At 69.9% G+C, this 17,747-nt stretch carries 16 protein-coding genes; 7 read left to right on the top strand and 9 right to left on the bottom strand.

The window, feature by feature from the left end:
- Nucleotides 1–94: 94 nt before the first annotated feature.
- Nucleotides 95–1,099, top strand: a complete 1,005-nt coding sequence (locus ACIBX3_RS07560; protein WP_397114190.1) for a hypothetical protein — start codon at nucleotides 95–97, stop codon at nucleotides 1,097–1,099.
- Here the strand turns inward: ACIBX3_RS07560 and ACIBX3_RS07555 are convergent.
- Nucleotides 1,082–1,300, bottom strand: coding sequence for a hypothetical protein (locus tag ACIBX3_RS07555; protein WP_397114188.1), 219 nt, complete (start codon nucleotides 1,298–1,300; stop codon nucleotides 1,082–1,084). The genes ACIBX3_RS07560 and ACIBX3_RS07555 overlap by 18 nt on opposite strands.
- A gap of 553 nt (nucleotides 1,301–1,853) precedes the next feature.
- Here ACIBX3_RS07555 and ACIBX3_RS07550 point away from each other — a divergent pair.
- Genes ACIBX3_RS07550 through ACIBX3_RS07535 form a run of 4 tightly spaced genes read left to right on the top strand, consistent with a single transcriptional unit; the run spans nucleotide 1,854 to nucleotide 6,280 of the window.
- Nucleotides 1,854–2,966 carry a sugar ABC transporter substrate-binding protein gene (locus tag ACIBX3_RS07550; protein ID WP_397114186.1) on the top strand — a complete coding sequence of 371 codons (1,113 nt, stop codon included), beginning with the start codon at nucleotides 1,854–1,856 and terminating at the stop codon, nucleotides 2,964–2,966.
- A gap of 46 nt (nucleotides 2,967–3,012) precedes the next feature.
- Nucleotides 3,013–3,777, top strand: coding sequence for an ATP-binding cassette domain-containing protein (locus tag ACIBX3_RS07545; protein WP_397114184.1), 765 nt, complete (start codon nucleotides 3,013–3,015; stop codon nucleotides 3,775–3,777).
- Nucleotides 3,774–5,039 carry a sugar ABC transporter permease gene (locus ACIBX3_RS07540; protein WP_397114182.1) on the top strand — a complete coding sequence of 422 codons (1,266 nt, stop codon included), beginning with the start codon at nucleotides 3,774–3,776 and terminating at the stop codon, nucleotides 5,037–5,039. The genes ACIBX3_RS07545 and ACIBX3_RS07540 overlap by 4 nt, the downstream gene beginning before the upstream one ends.
- Before the next feature lie 35 nt (nucleotides 5,040–5,074).
- A complete protein-coding gene (locus tag ACIBX3_RS07535) occupies nucleotides 5,075–6,280 on the top strand; it encodes an ROK family protein (RefSeq protein ID WP_397114180.1) in 1,206 nt (401 codons plus the stop codon).
- 41 nt (nucleotides 6,281–6,321) lie between these two features.
- Here the strand turns inward: ACIBX3_RS07535 and ACIBX3_RS07530 are convergent, their stop codons facing one another.
- Genes ACIBX3_RS07530 through ACIBX3_RS07520 form a run of 3 tightly spaced genes read right to left on the bottom strand, consistent with a single transcriptional unit; the run spans nucleotide 6,322 to nucleotide 8,861 of the window.
- Complete coding sequence (locus tag ACIBX3_RS07530) at nucleotides 6,322–7,071, bottom strand: neutral zinc metallopeptidase (RefSeq protein WP_397114178.1); 750 nt, start codon at nucleotides 7,069–7,071, stop codon at nucleotides 6,322–6,324.
- A gap of 36 nt (nucleotides 7,072–7,107) precedes the next feature.
- Entirely contained in the window at nucleotides 7,108–7,917 is an 810-nt protein-coding gene (locus ACIBX3_RS07525) for a neutral zinc metallopeptidase (RefSeq protein WP_397114176.1), read from the bottom strand.
- Nucleotides 7,918–7,973: 56 nt separating this feature from the next.
- Nucleotides 7,974–8,861 carry a neutral zinc metallopeptidase gene (locus ACIBX3_RS07520; protein ID WP_397114174.1) on the bottom strand — a complete coding sequence of 296 codons (888 nt, stop codon included), beginning with the start codon at nucleotides 8,859–8,861 and terminating at the stop codon, nucleotides 7,974–7,976.
- A 132-nt stretch (nucleotides 8,862–8,993) separates the two neighbouring features.
- On the opposite strand from ACIBX3_RS07520, the gene dxs reads away from it, so the two are divergent.
- Nucleotides 8,994–10,874, top strand: coding sequence for a 1-deoxy-D-xylulose-5-phosphate synthase (gene dxs / locus ACIBX3_RS07515; protein ID WP_397115003.1), 1,881 nt, complete (start codon nucleotides 8,994–8,996; stop codon nucleotides 10,872–10,874).
- Here the strand turns inward: dxs and ACIBX3_RS07510 are convergent.
- The gene (locus ACIBX3_RS07510) at nucleotides 10,822–11,457 is read right to left on the bottom strand and encodes a DedA family protein (protein ID WP_397114172.1); all 636 of its coding nucleotides are present in this window, start codon (nucleotides 11,455–11,457) and stop codon (nucleotides 10,822–10,824) included. The two genes, dxs and ACIBX3_RS07510, sit on opposite strands and share 53 nt — an antisense overlap.
- A gap of 101 nt (nucleotides 11,458–11,558) precedes the next feature.
- On the opposite strand from ACIBX3_RS07510, the gene ACIBX3_RS07505 reads away from it, so the two are divergent.
- Entirely contained in the window at nucleotides 11,559–13,031 is a 1,473-nt protein-coding gene (locus ACIBX3_RS07505) for an amino acid permease (protein ID WP_397114170.1), read from the top strand.
- Between the two features lie 30 nt (nucleotides 13,032–13,061).
- Here ACIBX3_RS07505 and ACIBX3_RS07500 read toward each other — a convergent pair whose 3' ends face one another.
- From ACIBX3_RS07500 to ACIBX3_RS07485, 4 genes are all read right to left on the bottom strand, one after another.
- Nucleotides 13,062–13,442, bottom strand: a complete 381-nt coding sequence (locus ACIBX3_RS07500; protein WP_397114168.1) for an SSI family serine proteinase inhibitor — start codon at nucleotides 13,440–13,442, stop codon at nucleotides 13,062–13,064.
- Nucleotides 13,443–13,528: 86 nt separating this feature from the next.
- Complete coding sequence (locus tag ACIBX3_RS07495) at nucleotides 13,529–15,607, bottom strand: 3-hydroxyacyl-CoA dehydrogenase NAD-binding domain-containing protein (protein WP_397115001.1); 2,079 nt, start codon at nucleotides 15,605–15,607, stop codon at nucleotides 13,529–13,531.
- A gap of 5 nt (nucleotides 15,608–15,612) precedes the next feature.
- Entirely contained in the window at nucleotides 15,613–16,812 is a 1,200-nt protein-coding gene (locus tag ACIBX3_RS07490) for a thiolase family protein (protein WP_397114166.1), read from the bottom strand.
- Between the two features lie 24 nt (nucleotides 16,813–16,836).
- Nucleotides 16,837–17,577: a hypothetical protein gene (locus tag ACIBX3_RS07485; RefSeq protein ID WP_397114164.1), complete on the bottom strand. Its 741-nt coding sequence runs from the start codon at nucleotides 17,575–17,577 to the stop codon at nucleotides 16,837–16,839.
- Nucleotides 17,578–17,747: the final 170 nt, after the last annotated feature.

Here is a 17,747-nt window from a genome sequence, read left to right as displayed (position 1 = left end):
TGGTTCGGGGGTCGCCAGGCTGGGGCGGAACCGAGCCGGTTCCTAACGTCGGGACTGTTCCTTCATCGCGGCTTCCGCTTCGAAAGGCGTGCCGATGTCCGCAGTCCTCGAACCAGCCCGTACGGCGGCCCGCCGCCTGCACCGCCCGCTCCTGCTGATGGTCGTCTCGATGGCACTGCTGCTGGTCGTCTCGGCCGTGGGCATGGTGGCCGACGACCGTGTCCTGCTCGGCGCGCCGGTCTGGGGGAAGCCCCTCAAGTTCGCCGTGTCGTTCATCGTGTACGGCCTGACGCTGGCCTGGTTGTTGACGCTGCCGCACAGGGCGAGCCGCTGGACCTGGTGGATGGCGACGCTGCTGGCCGTCACCGGCATTGTCGACGTCGGCGTCGTCGTGGTCCAGGCGGCGCGCGGCACGTTCAGCCATTTCAACCAGGCGGACGACCCGTTCACCAACGTCATCCAGTTGATCTTCGGCGTGGGCGTGCAGCTGCTCATGCTGGCGAACTTCGTCCTCGCCGGGCTTCTGATCTTCCAAAGGGTCGGCGACCGGGTGCTCACCTGGGCGATTCGCGCGGGCCTGACCTTCGTGATCGCCGGGATCGGCCTCGGGCTCCTGATACCTATGAGGTCCAACGAGGTGTGGACGGCCAAGGACGCGGCCGGGCACGCGATCCCCCTGGCCGCCCAGCACAACGTGGGCGTCCCGGACGGCGGTCCCGGGCTGCCGCTCACCGGCTGGAGCACGGTCGGCGGCGACCTGCGCATCCCGCACTTCGTCGGCCTGCACGGGCTGCAGGTCATGCTGGTCGCGGCGCTGGTGCTCGGGTTCCTGGCGAGCCGGGTCACCCGGTTGCGCGACGAGCGGACCCGGGCGGGCCTGATGATCGTGGCGGCCGCGGCGTACGCGGGCCTGATCGTCCTGGTGACTTGGCAGGCGCTGCGCGGCCAGGCGGTGATTCACCCCGACGGCCAGACGCTGGGCGCCCTGGCCCTGCTCATGGCCGCCACGACGGCGGCGGGCTGGGCGGTCCTCGCCGCGGGCGGCCGCCAGCGCCGACTCCGGGCCACCTCTCCCTCACCATCACCGCAAAGCGAATGATCGCCGGCCACACGTCACCGCTGACGCGGCCACCCCGCTTGTCACGCGCGGCGACCGCTGGGCCCGCACTCCTTCGGCATCGACCGCGCTGTACGCGACGACATCGCCGTCATCGAAGCGGGCACGATGGCTGCTGACGATCTTTTCCGCGAGTTCTTCACGCAGGTCAAGACAGGGGTCGGCCGCGGTGGATTCTGCCACGGCGCAGACGATTCGCCCGAGTGACTGTCCTATGCCCGGTCACCCTGGCCATCGAGCACTCCGACGCCCAGCACTCCTTGCGATGCTTGATCGACTCCAGGCGTCTCACATCCGCCACCTATCGCTCACAGCGTCTCTGGTCAGCTTGGCGATCCTGAGGAATCCCCAGGAACAGTGCACGGCGAAATGCCGGGCATGCACCGATCGTCGTCATGTCCTGGTGCCGGGGGGCAAAGCCCCCGGCCCGCGTGGCACGTCCCTCCGGACGCTATTGGGTCCAGCGTGCACGGCTATGGGACCGAGGAGGGTGCCCCGCGTCGCCTGGGCACGGGGCGTGCTGATGTCAGAACGATACCAAGCGATCACTGAGAGTCACCGATGAAAGAAAGGGGCCTCGGCGGCGGGAGTCCGGGAGATTGAGGTGGCGTTTCTGGATTGTTACCGGATACAACAAACTCTCAACCCCAACCCTCTTCCAAAGCAGGCCATCCCGGAATACGTTGCCGCAAACAACATTCATCCGGGCCCCTCCGGAAGAAAGGACCCTGCACCCATGCGCAAGGGGATCCTCAGCATGACCGCCGCGGCAGCCGCGCTCGCCCTCGGTCTCACCGCCTGCGGGGGCGATAGCGGTCAGACCACCACGTCGACCTCGTCCGCCACGGCCTCAGCGGCCCAAGCCGGCAAGATCGGCGTCATCCTGCCGGACAGCAAGTCCTCGGCTCGATGGGAGACGGCGGACCGCAAATTCCTCGAAGAGGCGTTCAAGGCCGCCGGCGTCCAGTACGACATCCAGAACGCCCAGAACGACAAGACGGCGTTCCAGACCATCGCCGACCAGATGGTCACGAACGGCGCCACCGTTCTGATGATCGTGAACCTGGACAGCGGCAGCGGCAAGGCGGTGATCGACAAGGCCAAGTCCCAGGGCGTGGCCGTGATCGACTACGACCGGCTGACGCTCGGCGGCGGCGCCGCCTACTACGTCAGCTTCGACAACACCAAGGTCGGCACGCTCCAGGGCGAAGGTCTGGTCAAGTGCCTGACCGACAAGAAGGCCGAGAAGCCGATCGTCGCCTACCTGAACGGCTCGCCGACGGACAACAACGCCACGCTGTTCAAGGCCGGCTACGACGGGGTGCTCAAGCCCAAGTTCGACTCCGGCGACTACGTCAAGGGCCCCGAGCAGTCGGTGCCTGACTGGGACAACACCCAGGCCGGAACGCTCTTCGAGCAGATGCTCACCGAGCAGCCGAAGATCGCCGGCGTGCTGGCCGCCAACGACGGCCTCGGCAACGCCGCCATCACCGTGCTGAAGAAGAACAACCTCAACGGCAAGGTGCCGGTCACCGGCCAGGACGCCACCGTCCAGGGCCTGCAGAACATCCTCGCGGGTGACCAGTGCATGACCGTCTACAAGGCGGTCAAGAAGGAGGCCGACGCCGCGGCCAAGCTCGCGGTGGCGCTGGCCAAGGGCGAGAAGCCCACGGCGAGCTCGAGCGTCAAGGACCCGGAGAGCGGTCAGGACGTGCCCGCCGAGCTGATGGAGCCGCAGGCCATCTACGCCGACAACGTCAAGGACGTGGTGGCCGACGGCTACGTCACCAAGGAGGAACTCTGCACGGGTGACTTCGCCGAGAAGTGCACCGAGGCCGGAATCCAATGAGTTCAAGGGGACGCGGCCGTCGGCCGCGTCCCCTTTAGGGAGCCCCATGACCCCCCTCCTCGAAGTGCACGGGATCGACAAGAGCTTCGGTCCGGTGAAAGTCCTGCACAACGTCGAGTTCTCGGCCTACCCCGGCGAGGTCACCGCGCTCGTCGGCGACAACGGCGCGGGCAAGTCCACGCTGGTCAAGTGCATCGGCGGCATCTACCCGATCGACGCGGGCACGATCTCCTTCGACGGCCGCCCGGTCCAGATCCACACCCCCCGCGACGCCGGTGAGCTGGGGATCGAGATCGTCTACCAGGACCTGGCGCTCTGCGACAACCTCGACATCGTCCAGAACATGTTCCTCGGCAGGGAGCGCAAGAGCGGGCTCCTGCTCGACGAGGACAGCATGGAGGAGCTGGCCGAGAAGACGCTCAGCAGCTTGTCCGTGCGTACGGTGAAGTCCATCAGGCAGCAGGTCTCCAGCCTGTCCGGCGGTCAGCGGCAGACCGTCGCCATCGCCAAGGCCGTGCTGTGGAACAGCAAGGTCGTCATCCTCGACGAGCCGACCGCCGCGCTGGGCGTCGCCCAGACCGCGCAGGTGCTCGAGCTGGTCCGCAGACTCGCCGACACCGGCCTGGCCGTCGTGCTCATCTCGCACAACATGAACGACGTGTTCGCCGTCTCCGACCGGATCGCGGCGCTCTACCTCGGCAGGATGGCCGCCCAGGTCAGGACCGCCGACGTGACGCACGCGCAGGTCGTCGAACTGATCACTGCAGGCCGTAGCGGGGATCTCGGCCTCAAGAACGGGGTCACCCCATGAGCAAGGTCGTCAAGGAACTCCCCGGCGAGGCCATCGTCGCCGCGACGCAGGCCCCGTCGATCGGCAACAGCTTCCGCGCCTACATCCAGCGGGTGCGCGGCGGCGACATGGGCGCGCTGCCGGCCGTGCTCGGCCTGATCGTGCTCTGCGCCGTCTTCGCCGTCGCCCGTCCCTCCTTCGTCACCGCGATCAACTTCGCGAACCTGTTCACCCAGGGCGCGGCCGTCACGCTCATCGCGATGGGCCTGGTGTTCGTGCTGCTGCTCGGCGAGATCGACCTGTCGGCCGGCTTCGCCAGCGGCGTGTGCGCGGCGGTGCTCGCCGTCACGCTGGCGAGGCTGGGCCTGCCGTGGTACGTATGCGTGCTGGCCGCCGTCCTCACCGGCGTGGTCATCGGCACCGTGCTCGGCACACTCGTGGCCAAGGTCGGCATCCCCTCGTTCGTCGTGACGCTGGCCGCGTTCCTCGCCTTCCAGGGCCTGGTCCTGGTGCTGGTCGACGAGGGCACGAACATCTCCATCAGGGACAGCGTGATCGTCGCGATCGCGAACAGGAACCTGCCGCCGTGGCTCGGCTGGGCGCTCTACGCCGGGTGCGTGGCGATCTACGCGGGCGTGCAGCTGATGCGGGCCAGGAAGCGCACCGGCCGCGGGCTGGTGGCCGACCCGCTGTCGCTGATCGCCTTCCGCGTGGGCATGCTGGCGCTCTTCGCCGGGCTCGCGGTCTTCGCGCTCAACCTGGAGCGCAGCCGCAACCCCGCGCTGGTCTCGCTCACCGGCGTGCCGATCGTGGTCCCCCTCATCCTGGTGCTGCTGGTCACATGGACGCTGATCCTGCGCCGCACCGGGTTCGGCCGCCACCTCTACGCGGTCGGCGGGAACACCGAGGCCGCCCGCCGCGCGGGCATCCCGGTCGACCGGATCAAGATCAGCGCGTTCGTGATCTGCTCCTCGATGGCCGCCATCGGCGGCATCGTGGCCGCCTCGCGGGCCAGCTCCGTCGACCCGAACACGGGCGGCAGCTCCGTCCTGCTGTACGCGGTGGGCGCGGCCGTCATCGGCGGCACCAGCCTGTTCGGCGGGAAGGGGCGGGTGCTGGACGCCGTGCTCGGCGGCGCCGTGGTGGCCGTGATCGAGAACGGCATGGGTCTGATGGGGTACGGTGCGAGCGTGAAGTACCTGGTCACAGGGTCCGTCTTGCTCCTGGCCGCAGGCGTGGACGCCTTGGCGCGCAAGCGGGCGGCTGCCGCTGGTCTAAGGTGATCAGCGACTCGCAGCCCCCGAAGGATCTCCAGACGATGCGTGCCGGCCCCTCACAGGAGGACATCAGGCGCCACAACCTCGGCGCGCTGCTCCGCCACGTCCACCTGGGCGGGCCGATCTCGCGTGCCGAGCTGACCTCCAAGATGGGGCTCAACCGCAGCACGATCATGGCGCTGACCTCCGACCTCACCGCCGCCGGGCTGGTGCGTGAGGAGCTGCCGCGTGAGACGGGCCGCGCCGGCCGGCCCTCGCTCGTGGTGCGCCCGGAGTCGGCGCGGGTCTACGTGTTCGCCTTCGACGTCGGCCCGGACCGGCTCGCCGTCGCCCGCGTCGGGCTGGGCGGGGTCATCCTCGACCGCCGGGAGGCCACGCGCGAGCGCGGCGCGTTCGAGCTGGACGAGCTGACCGGCGCGCTGGCCGGGTTCGCCCGCCAGATGCGCCGCAAGACCAGGGACGACACGGTCTGCGTCGGCGCGGCCGCGGCCGTGTCCGGGGGCGTGCGCAAGGCCGACGGCGTGGTCATGTTCGGGCCCAACCTGAAGGCCGAGGAGGTGCCGTTCGGCGAGGAGCTGGGCCGCAGGCTCGGCCTGGGGCTGCCGGTCAGCGTGGGCAACGACGCCAACCTGGCCGCTCTCGCCGAGCACAGCCGCGGTGTCGGCGTCGCCGTCAGGGACCTCATCTACCTGCACGGCGACGTGGGCATCGGCGGCGGGATCATCGCGGGCGGCCACCTGCTGGGCGGCCACGACGGCTACGGCGGCGAGGTCGGCCACATGGTCGTCAACCCCGGCGGGCGCGCCTGCGGCTGCGGCTCGCACGGTTGCCTGGAAGCCGAGGTGGGGGAGCGGGCCCTGCTGGAATCCGCCGGCCGGTTCGGCGCCGGGCAGCATGGCCGCGACGCGGTGCGGGCCGTGGTGGAGGCCGCCGACCGGGGGGACATCGTGGCGCAGGAGGCGCTCAGCAGGATCGGCGACTGGCTGGGGATGGGCGTGGCGAACCTCGTCAACATCTTCAATCCCGAAATGGTCATCTTCGGGGGGATGCTGCGGGAGGTCTACCTGGGGTCGGCGGCGCAGGTGCGTACACAACTAACCCTGCACGCCATGGGGCCGCAGCGGGAGCGCCTGCGGTTGCGCACGTCGGCGCTCGGGGACGCCGCCACGCTGGTCGGTGCCGCCGAGCTCGCCTTCGCCCACGTCCTCGCCGATCCCCTCGAGGTCCTGGCCCGCGCCAGCATCTGAGCCCCGCAGAGTGCCGTCGAAGGCGGCCGGCGGGGACGGGTTCAGGTGACCTTGGTCTTGTTCGCCGTCCACGTGTTGCAGAAGCCCGTGGCGCCGCCCCGGTAGCCGCGGTCCTGCCAGAACGCCAGGTTCTTCGGCTTGCCGTGGATCTCGCTCTCCTCCGCCTGCCGCACCGCGTCGATCCACTCCTCCCACTCGATCCCGGGATCGATCGACTCCAGCGTGGCGCTGTAGAAGACGCCGGCGAAGCACTCGGCCTGCATCTCCAGCCGATGGCTGAGCAGCGCGCGCGCCTTGTCGGAGGCCGGCCAGTACAGCGCGCTCTGCGCGCCCAGCACGCCGGTGAGCTGCTGCACGTGGTGCCCCCACTCGTGGGCGACGGAGTGCGCGATGTTCATCCTGAACGGGTCCCGCAGGTCATGCTTCATGATCCGGATGACGATCGTGCGCTGCTCCGGGCAGTAGTGGGCGCCGCTGCTGGTGATCTTTCCGCAGATGGAGTCCGTGCCGGTCGTGACCGTCACCTCGGGCGGGCTGTACGGCAGCCCGGCGGCCGCGAACCTGCCGGACCAGAAGCGGTCGGCGCACCTGGCCATCGCCCGGTGGAAGGACCTGAGCGAGACCACGGCCCCCACCCGGATCGCGGGGATGGCGCACGTCAGGCGGGGCTGGTCACCGCCCATCACGTCCGACAGCCCGGTCTGCGCGGTGCCGGGCGCGGCCCAGGCGGGGCCGGACAAGAGAAGACCCGCGACCATGCACATGGCCACCGCCACGAGAGGAGTGCGCACGATCGCGGATCATAGATCAATATGTCGGGATCTGTCCTACGAGACCTGGGACTTCGGCGCCTTCCAGGTGTTGCAACCGCCTGCGGACTCGGTGTCGAAGCCGCGCTTGAGCCAGCGCCCGATGTTGGCGGCGCTGCCGTGCGTCTTCTCGCCCCAGTTCTCCACCTTCACGCCGATGACCGACAGGTCGAAGCCTGTGCCGCCGTGCTTCACGAGGTAGTCGAACTCCCCCTGGCGGCGGTTGAGCGAGTGCCACACGTTGCCCATGAAGACCCCGGACAGGCACTCGGCCTGCAACTCCAGGCGGCGCGTCTCGTCCAGCACGCGGGCGGCGTTCTTGCCGTTGTAGGTCGTCCTGGCCTTGAACATGCCCGTGAGCTGCTGGATGTGGTGGCCGTACTCGTGGGCGAGGACCGCCATGAGGATCAGGTCGCCCGGCTCCTCGACCACGTTGGGCGAGACCAGGAAGGTGATCTTCTTGTTGAGCGAGCAGTAGATCGCCTGCGCGTCCGCCGGGTATTTGCCGCAGCCGGTCGCCGCGCCGGGCTTGTCGATCACCTGGAGCGCGGGCTTGGCGAAGGCGAAGCCGGCCTTCTTGACCTTGGGCTCCCAGGCGGCGTTGAGGCAGTCGAGCACGACGTCCAGATAGGACCTGACCTCGTCCAAGCTCCCGGACTGGACCTTCGGCTCCTCGCAGGTGCCAAGGCCCAGCTTGCCCGTCTTGTAGATCGGGCTCTTGGCCAGAACCGGCTTGTACGCCGGGGCCGAGGTTGCCGCATGAGCCGTGCCGGCGAACAGCACGGTAGCCAGGGCGCCCGCCATGAGCGCCAATCGGGGGATACGCATGGGAAGGCACCCTAGTAAAGAGGGAGCTCCAGGTAAAGGAACATTAAAGCGTGGCGTCAGTTGACGTTCCGTGAGGCTGCGGCCCACGTGTTGCACGAGCCGGGAGCGCCCCGATTGAAGCCGCGCGTCATCCACGCCGCCTGCGTCGGCCCCTTGCCGTGGTCGTTCTGCGGCCAGCCCTTGGCGCCGTTCCTCCTGAACCAGTCCACCGTGTACGCCCAGTCCGCGGCCGTGACCAGCGGCGAGTCCCGCATCGTGCTCATGAAGACCGACGAGAAGCACTCGGCCTGCAGCTCGGACTGGCGCGACAGCTTGAGCCGCTGGGACTTGCTCGCGCCCGCCCTGGCCAGCCAGTAGTAGTTCCAGATGCCGGAGATCTGCTGGATGTGGTGCCCGTACTCGTGGGCGATCAGCCGCGTGATGCCCAGCGGGAACGGGTTGCGCAGCTGGTCCCGGCTGATCATCAGGTACATCGTGCGGTCCGTGGAGCAGTAGACGCCGTCCGCGCCCGCGTTCCACGCGCCGCAGGGCGTCTTCACCTTGCTGGTGATGATGCGCAGCCGCGGCTTGGCGAAGGGCATCCCGGCCTTGCGGAACTGCGCCCCCCAGGCCCTGTTCAGGCAGGTGGTCACGCGGGTGAGGAAACGCCGGTAGGCGATCATGCTGCCGGCCGGCAGCTCGCCGGGCGAGCAGTTGATGTCGGCCAGCCGCCCGGTCTTGTACAGCCGGTTGGCCGTCGCCAGCGCCTTGCCGGGCACACCCTTCCGCTTCTGGTCGGCGGCCTTGACCGGCGGCGAGGCGATCTGCTGGGCCTCGTTGAACGGCGGCTCCGTCGAAGTCGTGGCCACGTCGGCGAGCACGAGCACCAGACCGGCCGCTGCCAGGGCGAGCGCCAGCAGGGCGGCCACGAGTGCCGCGAGCTTGCTTATGGGGACGGAGTTCATAGGTATCGAAAGACTAGGTCAAGATCGGACATATGTGGGTGCATTTGACTCGATGGAGTCAGTGGGGCCTCCGCGAACTAGACTCGGGGAGTCGGCGAACAAGAGCAGAGGGGAGCCGGATCCGTGAGCGGGTTGCTGGGCTCGGTCAAGGGACCGCACGACGTCAAACGGCTCGCTGTCGAGGAGCTGCCTGGGCTCGCAGGGGAGATCCGTGACCTGCTCGTCGACTCCTGCGCGAGGTTCGGCGGTCACCTGGGCCCCAACCTGGGCGTGGTGGAGCTCACCATCGCCGTCCACCGGGTCTTCGACTCCCCGCGCGACCCGATCATCTGGGACACCGGCCACCAGGCGTACGTGCACAAGGTGCTCACCGGCCGGGCCGGCGGGTTCGCGGCGCTCAAGCAGGAGGGCGGCCTGTCGGGCTACCCGAGCCAGGCCGAGTCCGAGCACGACTTCGTGGAAAACTCCCACGCCTCGACCGCGCTGTCCTACGCCGACGGCCTGGCCAAGGCGTTCAAGCTGCGCGGTGAGCGCGACCGCACGGTCGTCGCGGTGATCGGCGACGGCGCCCTGACCGGCGGCATGGCCTGGGAGGCGCTCAACAACATCGCCGCGGGCAAGGACCTGCCGCTCGTCATCGTGGTCAACGACAACGGCCGCTCCTACTCGCCCACCATCGGCGGCCTGGCCTCCCATCTGTCCTCGCTGCGGGTCAACCGCCGCTATGAGGACTTCCTCGACTACGTCAAGGACAAGCTGGGCAACGTTCCGGTGGTCTACGACGCCCTGCACGGCTTCAAGAAGGGCGTCAAGGACGTGCTGGCCCCGCAGGTCATGTTCGAGGACCTCGGGCTGAAATACCTCGGCCCCGTCGACGGTCACGACGAGCAGGCCATGGAGGCCGCCCTGCGCAAGGCCCGCGACTTCCGCGGCCCGGTCATCGTGCACGCGCTCACCCAGAAGGGCCGCGGCTACACCCCCGCGGAAAACCACGACGAGGACCAGTTCCACTCGCCCGGCGCCTTCGACCGGGCCACCGGCACGGAGAAGCCCAAGCCGCGCATCTGGACCAACGTGTTCAGCGAGGAGCTCGTCAGGCTCGGCAAGGAGCGCGAGGACCTGGTCGCGATCACCGCGGCCATGCTGCACCCGACGGGGCTCAACGCGTTCGCCGACGCCTTCCCCGACCGCATCTACGACGTCGGCATCGCCGAGCAGCACGCGCTGACCAGCGCCGCCGGGCTGGCGCTCGGCGGCCTGCACCCGGTCGTGGCCGTCTACGCCACGTTCCTCAACCGGGCCTTCGACCAGCTCCTCATGGACGTCGCCCTGCACCGGCTGCCGGTCACGGTCGTGCTCGACCGGGCGGGCGTCACGGGCGACGACGGCGCCAGCCACAACGGCATGTGGGACCTGTCCATCCTCCAGGTCGTGCCCGGGCTCAGGATCGCGGTGCCGCGCGACGGCGACCGGGTGACCGAGTTGCTGCGCGAGGCCGTGGAGGTCACCGACGGCCCCACCGTGCTGCGTTTCCCCAAGGGACCGGTCGCCGAGTCCGTCGAGCCGGTCGGCAAGCTGGGCGAGATGGACCTGCTGCGCGCCCCCGAAGGGGAGCCCGACGTGCTGCTGGTCGGCGTCGGGCCGATGGCGCAGGTCTGCCTGGACGCGGCCGTCCTGCTCGACGCCCAGGGCATCGCGGCCACCGTGGTCGACCCGCGCTGGGTCAAGCCGCTGGACGAGGCGCTCACGCTGGCCGCGAGCGCGCACAAGCTGGTGGCCGTCGTGGAGGACAACGGCCGCGTCGGCGGCGTGGGCGACGCCGTGGCCCGGCTGCTGCGCGACGCCGACGTCGACGTGCCCGTGCGCACCTACGGCATCCCGCAGGAGTTCCTCGGCCACGCCAAGCGGGCCGCGATCCTCGGCCGGGTCGGGCTGACGGGCCAGGACCTCGCCCGCCAGATCACCGAGGCGGTCGCGAAGCGGACCTCCCACGTGGAGCCGGCCCGCCGTTGACGATCCTGCGGACCGCGGCGGAGATCCCCAGCACGGCGATCACCGCCGCGGCCGCGACCGGCAGCAGCCATTCGGCCCGCTGGCGCACCACGCCGCCCGCGACCGCGCCGAGCGTGACGTACGCGCTCACCCAGGCCGCGCTGCCGGCCATCGCCCACGGCATGAACCTGCGGTAGGACATCCCGACCGTGCCCGCCACGGCGGGAGTGAGCGCGTGCAGCACCGGCAGGAAATACGCCAGCGCCAGCGCCCAGCCCTTGCGCTCGAACAACCGCTCCGCCCGCGCCCACCGCGCCTCGCCGATCCGCCGCCCCAGCCTGCTGTGCCGCAGCCGGCTCCCGTAGCGGCGGCCGAGGAAGTGGCCGCCCGAGGCACCCGCGAAGCACGCCAGCACGCCCGCGCCGATCAGCGCCAGCGCCTCCGGCGGGCTGTCGGCGGTGGCGCCCGCGACGAGCAGCAGGCCGTCGCCCGGCGTGACCAGGCCGACTCCGACCGAGGCGTCCAGCGTCAGGAACACCAGCAGGAGTGCCAGCACCACGCCGAGGTCTTGCCCGGCAAGGGTATCGAGCAGACCATTGAACATGATTCCAGCGTGCTACCCAACTGCAGGAAAACCATAGGGAGGGCCTCGAACCGCCCAGAAAAAAGGCATGATCGCTGAGGGTATGGGAAGGATCACCGGCCGTGGACATCTTTCGCACGAAGACCGTCGAACAGTCGATCCGCGACACCGAAGACCCCGAGCATCAGCTGCGTAAACGCCTGACCGCCGTGGACCTCACGGTCTTCGGCATCGGCGTGATCATCGGCACCGGGATCTTCGTGCTCACCGGACAGGTCGCGAAGGAGGTGGCGGGCCCGGCGGTGGCGCTCTCGTTCGTCGTCGCGGGCATCGTCTGCGGGCTGGCGGCCCTGTGCTACGCCGAGTTCGCCTCCACGATCCCGGTGGCGGGATCGGCGTACACCTTCTCCTTCGCCACCCTGGGCGAGTTCCCCGCCTGGGTGATCGGCTGGGACCTGCTGCTGGAGCTGGCGCTGGCCGCGGCCGTGGTGGCGGTCGGCTGGTCCGGCTACTTCGCCTCGATGCTGACCTCCATCGGCATCCCCCTGCCGGCGTCGATCGCCGGCGACGATCCCGTGGTGAACGTCCCCGCCGTCCTCATCATCGCCATCCTCACCGCGATCCTGGTCGCCGGCATCAAGCTCTCCTCCCGCGTCAACCTCATCCTGGTGATCACCAAGGTCGCGGTGGTGCTGCTGGTCATCGTCGCCGGGCTGTTCTTCGTCAAGGCCGCCAACTACACGCCCTTCATCCCCGCGGCGGAGGCCACGCCCCGCGTGGGAGGGCTGAACGCGCCGCTGATCCAGGTGCTGTTCGGGATCTCGCCCGTCGCGTTCGGCGTGATCGGCATCTTCTCCGCCGCGGCGATCGTGTTCTTCGCCTTCATCGGCTTCGACATCGTGGCCACCGCCGCCGAGGAGACCATCCAGCCGCAGCGGGACGTGCCCCGCGGCATCCTCGGCTCGCTGGCGATCTGCACGTTCCTGTACGTCGCCGTCTCCCTGGTCGTCGTCGGCATGCAGAAGTACAGCCAGTTGAGCACGGCGGCGCCGTTGTCGGACGCCTTCACCTCGGTCGGCCACCCATGGCTGGCCGCGATCATCAGCGTGGGCGCGATCGCCGGCCTGACCACCGTGGTCCTCGTGCTGCTGCTGGGCCAGACCCGGGTGTTGTTCGCGATGTCCCGCGACGGGCTGATGCCGCGCGGGCTGGCGAAGGTGCACCCCAAGTTCGGCACGCCGGCCAGGCTCACCCTGGTGATCGGCGTGGTGACGATGGCGCTGGCCGGATTCGTGTCGTTCGGGGAGCTGGCCGAGCTGGTGAACATCGGCACGCTGTTCGCGTTCGTGGTGGTCTCGATCGGGGTGATGGTGCTCAGGCGCACCCGGCCGGACCTTCCCCGGGCCTTCCGCGCCCCGCTCGTGCCGGTGCTGCCGATCCTGTCCGTGCTGGCCTGCCTCTACCTGATGCTCAACCTGCCGGTGGAGACCTGGCTGCGGTTCGTGATCTGGATGGTCATCGGCGTGGTCTTCTACTTCGGCTACGGCTACCGGCACAGCAGGACCGCGGCGCCGCCGGTGAAACAGCCCCGCTGAGGGGTGGGCGGGAGCCCACCCCTCGTGCGGTCAGGAAGAGAGGAGCTTCCCGCCCGCGGCCTTCATCGCGCAGCCGTTGCGGTAGCCCTTGTCCCACCGCACCTTCTTGCCGTGCCACTGGCCCGTGATCACCACGACGTACGGCTCGACCTCATTGCCGCACGCCGCGTTCTTCGGGACGTGGATCTTGTTGAGGTCGCCGCCGACCTGGCGCAGCAGGTCGCAGGCCGCTTTCGGGTTGGGGTGGTTGCCGCCGTCGGGGTTGCAGTGGAGCGTGGCGCCCCTCGCCGGCTGGTCCTTCACCGCGATGATGATCTTCAGTGTTGCCTTGGGAGGACGCGCCGCCTGCGCGGGGGACGAGCATGCCAGGAACGCCGCGCACAGCGCGATCATACCGATCGTTCGCTTCATGGTTACTCTCCGTTCGTCGTGCGGCACCAAACGCTACGGCGGCGGAGGTCATGAAAGACGGGGGCCCGGGTAGGGCCCCCGTAAAATCACGCGGGGAGCGAGGCCACACCCGGAGGAAGGAACCGGGGCTGGGCGATGCCGGTCCTGTCCAGATAAGGCGTGATGCCGCCCAGATGGAACGGCCAGCCCGCGCCGAGGATCATGCACAGGTCGATGTCCTGCGCCGCCGCGACCACGCCCTCGTCGAGCATGATGCGGATCTCCTCGGCCAGCGCCTTGAGCACACGCTCGCGTACCTGCTCGGCGGTGGACGGAGACGTGCCGCCCGCGAAGAGTGCCACCGCCTCCGGGTCGAGGGTGAAGTCCGGCCGGTACACACCCGGCTTGCCCGCGGCGACCAGCTTGGCCATGTTCTCCGAGACGCCGAAGCGGCCGGGGAACGCCGCGTGCAGCGTCTCGGCCACGTGCAGGCCCACGGCCGGGCCGACGAGCTGCAGCAGCGCGAACGGCGTCATCGGCAGCCCGAGCCCGTCGAGCGCGTGCTCGGCCGTCTCCAGCGGCGTGCCCTCGTCCACGGCCGCGACGACCTCGCCCATGAAGCAGGTCAGCAGCCGGTTGACCACGAACGCCGGAGCGTCCTTGACCAGCACCGACGACTTCTTCAGCGACTTGCCCACCGCGAACGCGGTGGCCAGCGTGGCGTCGTCCGTCGCGGCGCCCTTGATGATCTCCAGCAGCGGCATGACGGCGACCGGGTTGAAGAAGTGGAACCCGACCAGCCGCTCGGGGTGCCTCAGCTCGGCGCCCATCTCGGTCAGGGACAGCGAGGAGGTGTTCGTGGCGAGCACGCAGCCCGGCTGCACGACGGCCTCGACCTCGGCGAACACCTGCTTCTTGACCGCCATGTCCTCGAACACGGCCTCGATCACGAAGTCGGCGTCGGCGAAGGCGTCCTTGGTCAGCGAGCCGGTCACCAGGGCCGTGAGCCGGTTGGCCTGGTCCTGGCTGACGCGGCCCTTGGCGCGGAGCTTGCCGACCTCGGCCCGTACGTACTCCACGCCCTTGTCGAGCCTGGCCTGGTCGAGGTCGGTCATGACGACCGGGACCTCGAGGCGGCGCGCGAACAGCAGCGCCATCTGCGAGGCCATCAGCCCGGCGCCCACGATGCCGACCTTGGTGACCTTCCGCGCCAGCGACGCGTCCGGCGCGCCCGCGGGCCGCTTGGCGCGGCGCTGCACCAGGTCGAAGGAGTAGAGCCCGGCCCGCAGCTCGTCGCCCATCAGCAGGTCGGCCAGCGCCTCGTCCTCGGCGGCGAAGCCCTCGTCGCGGGTGGCGGTCTCGGCCTGGGCGATCAGGTCGAGCGCCCGGTAGGGGGCGGGGGAGGCGCCGCGCAGCTTCATGTCCACCAGGAAGCGCCCGTCGGCGACGGCCTTCTCCCAGCCGTCGTGGGCGGCGCGCTCGACGCTCACCTCGCCGTTGAGCACGCGGGCGGCCCAGCGCAGCGACTCCTCCAGGAAGTCGGCCGGCTCGAACATCGCGTCGGCGACGCCCAGCCCGAACGCGTCCTTGCCCTTGATCATGCGGTTCTGCGACAGCGGGTTCTCGACGATCAGCTTGATCGCCTTCGCCGGGCCGATCAGGCGCGGCAGCAGCTGCGTTCCGCCCCAGCCCGGCACCAGGCCGAGGAAGCACTCCGGCAGCGCCACGGCCGGCACCCCGGAGGAGATCGTCCGGTACGTGCAGTGCAGCGCCACCTCCAGACCGCCACCCATGGCCGCGCCGTTGACGAACGCGAACGACGGGATCGGCAGCTCGCCCAGCCGGCGGAACACGTGGTGGCCGAGCGCCCCGATGGCCAGGGCCTCCTCGCGTGAGGCCACCTGGGCCGCGCCCTTGAGGTCGGCGCCGACGGCGAAGATGAACGGCTTGCCCGTCACGCCCACCGCGGCCAGGTCGGAGCGTTCGGCGATCTCCGACAGCGCCCCGTTGAGCGCGAACAGGCCGTGCGGGCCGAACGTGTTCGGCTTGGTGTGGTCGAAGCCGTTGTCCAGCGTGATCAGCGCCATCGTGCCCGCGCCGTACGGAAGCTGCACGTCGCGCACCAGTGCCTTGGTGACGACCTCGTCGGAGTTGCGCTCGCTGAGCAGCGCCCGCCAGTTGTCCATATTGTTCACGCCACGTTCTCCCAGATCACAGTGCCGCCCATGCCCATGCCGACGCACATCGTCGTCATGCCGTAACGCACGTCGGGACGCTCGCCGAACTGCCGCGCGAGCTGCGTCATCAGCCGCACGCCCGAGGAGGCGAGCGGGTGGCCGTAGGCGATCGCGCCGCCGTAGGGGTTCACTCGGGGATCGTCGTCGGCGATCCCGAAGTGGTCGAGGAACGCCAGCACCTGCACGGCGAACGCCTCATTGATCTCGAACAGCCCGATGTCGGAGACGTCCAGACCGGCCAGCCGCAGCGCCCGCTCCGTGGACGGGATCGGCCCCACGCCCATGACCTCGGGGTCGACGCCCGCGAACGCGTACGACACCAGCCGCATCTTCGGCGCGAGGCCCAGCTCCGCGGCCGCGTCCCGGGCGGCCACGATGCAGCCCGTGGCGCCGTCGTTGATCCCGGAGGAGTTGCCCGCCGTGACCCTGCCGTGCGGCCGGAACGGCGTCTTGAGGCCGCTCAGCCCTTCCATCGTGGTGCCGGGGCGCGGGGCCTCGTCCTCGGCGGCCAGCCCCCAGCCCTTCTCCGCGGTCCTGATCGCGGTCGGCACCAGGTCGGGCTGGATCTTGCCGTCGGCGTACGCCTTGGCCGCCTTCTCCTGCGACAGCACCGCGTACGCGTCGGCCCGCTCCTTGCCGATCGCGGGGTAGCGGTCGTGCAGGTTCTCCGCCGTCATGCCCATGACCAGCGCGCTCGGGTCGACCAGCTTCTCCGACAGGAAGCGCGGGTTCGGGTCGACGCCCTCGCCCATGGGGTGGCGGCCCATGTGCTCCACGCCGCCCGCGATGGCGACGTCGTACGCGCCGAACGCGATGCCGCCCGCGACCGTGGTGACCGCGGTCATCGCGCCCGCGCACATGCGGTCGATCGCGTAGCCGGGCACGGTCTTGGGCAGCCCGGCCAGCACGGCCGCCGCCCGGCCGATGGTCAGGCCCTGGTCGCCGATCTGCGTGGTCGCGGCGATGGCGACCTCGTCCACGCGCTCCGGGGGCAGATTGGGGTTTCGCCTGATGAGCTCGCGGATGACGCGGACGACCAGGTCGTCGGCGCGGGTCTCCGCATACAGTCCCTTCGGCCCTGACCTGCCGAAAGGCGTGCGCACGCCGTCCACGAACACGACGTCACGAGAGGAAGGCACGGATTCGCTCCTCATTGGTGGAAGGGTTCCGCGCCCATGCTACTCGTCGGTAACTACCCCGCAGACGAGGGCCGCCGTGAGCAGCCCGTAGACGACGCCCGTGGTGGGTTCCCAGAGATGGGCGCGGGCTCCGACCAGGGCGGCTACCGCTACCGCCGCGCCGGTCCAGAGCGCCGCGCCCCTTCGCGGACGCGCGCCGGAGCCGGGATCCCACGGATCGCCAGGTGATCCTCCCGAGCGCCAGGCACGCGCCAGCATCCCCATCGTGTCCCGTGCCCACCAAAGGAGGAAGCACACACCCGCCGCGAAACCGGTGAGCACGATCGCCTCGGCGACCAGGCCCAGAGTGTCGGCGATAGTGTGCCGGGCCGCCGCGCGGAAGAAGCGTGGCGCCGTGCAGCCGAGCAGCAGCGTCACCGCCCAGCCCGCCGCGATCCCCAGCCGGCTCAGCGGCCGCGCCAGGCCGGAGCGGGTGGCGGCGTACAGCTCGTGTTCCCGGCGGCGGACGCGGCGGGCGCGGGCGCCCCAGACGTACTGGGTGATCGCCAGCGTGGGCAGGGCGGCGGCGAAGACCGCGAGGGACAGCGCGGCCAGGGGGAGCGTCTGCTCCCTGGCGGAGGTCCGGTCGGCGAGCACCTGGACGGTGGCCAGCAGCGCGATGAAGGCGATGAGCGCGACGAGCGCGACACGCCGCGCGGATCTCGCCCTGGTACGGAGGCCGGCCAGCTCCTGGGCACCCGGATGAGGGGCCATCTCGGTCAGCAGCATGACCGTCATCATGGCGTCACTCCCTGTAGTGGTGCCCGAGGTAACGAAGAAGTGGCCGAAAGGTCATAGTCGGGGCGCCTGTAGATAGGCGAACTAGCGAGTGGGGGCTCGACGAAAAATTCTGATATGTCATCGCGAATTCGGGTTCGTGATTATGCTTCGCGATCATGAAACGAGGGGTG

Source organism: Nonomuraea sp. NPDC049480, from assembly GCF_044465905.1.
Lineage (GTDB): Bacteria > Actinomycetota > Actinomycetes > Streptosporangiales > Streptosporangiaceae > Nonomuraea.
Note: the sequence above shows the minus strand (reverse complement) of the source record. Positions and strands in the feature narration are given on the sequence as shown.

Excerpts from the sequence above, each read along its gene's own strand:
- ACIBX3_RS07560 (WP_397114190.1), top strand. The coding sequence starts at position 95 with ATGTCCGCAGTCCTCGAACCAGCCCGTACGGCGGCCCGCCGCCTGCAC.
- ACIBX3_RS07550 (WP_397114186.1), top strand. The coding sequence starts at position 1,854 with ATGCGCAAGGGGATCCTCAGCATGACCGCCGCGGCAGCCGCGCTCGCC.
- ACIBX3_RS07545 (WP_397114184.1), top strand. The coding sequence starts at position 3,013 with ATGACCCCCCTCCTCGAAGTGCACGGGATCGACAAGAGCTTCGGTCCG.
- ACIBX3_RS07540 (WP_397114182.1), top strand. The coding sequence starts at position 3,774 with ATGAGCAAGGTCGTCAAGGAACTCCCCGGCGAGGCCATCGTCGCCGCG.
- ACIBX3_RS07535 (WP_397114180.1), top strand. The coding sequence starts at position 5,075 with ATGCGTGCCGGCCCCTCACAGGAGGACATCAGGCGCCACAACCTCGGC.
- ACIBX3_RS07525 (WP_397114176.1), bottom strand. The coding sequence starts at position 7,917 with ATGCGTATCCCCCGATTGGCGCTCATGGCGGGCGCCCTGGCTACCGTG.
- ACIBX3_RS07520 (WP_397114174.1), bottom strand. The coding sequence starts at position 8,861 with ATGAACTCCGTCCCCATAAGCAAGCTCGCGGCACTCGTGGCCGCCCTG.
- ACIBX3_RS07510 (WP_397114172.1), bottom strand. The coding sequence starts at position 11,457 with ATGTTCAATGGTCTGCTCGATACCCTTGCCGGGCAAGACCTCGGCGTG.
- ACIBX3_RS07500 (WP_397114168.1), bottom strand. The coding sequence starts at position 13,442 with ATGAAGCGAACGATCGGTATGATCGCGCTGTGCGCGGCGTTCCTGGCA.
- ACIBX3_RS07495 (WP_397115001.1), bottom strand. The coding sequence starts at position 15,607 with ATGGACAACTGGCGGGCGCTGCTCAGCGAGCGCAACTCCGACGAGGTC.
- ACIBX3_RS07490 (WP_397114166.1), bottom strand. The coding sequence starts at position 16,812 with ATGAGGAGCGAATCCGTGCCTTCCTCTCGTGACGTCGTGTTCGTGGAC.
- ACIBX3_RS07485 (WP_397114164.1), bottom strand. The coding sequence starts at position 17,577 with ATGATGACGGTCATGCTGCTGACCGAGATGGCCCCTCATCCGGGTGCC.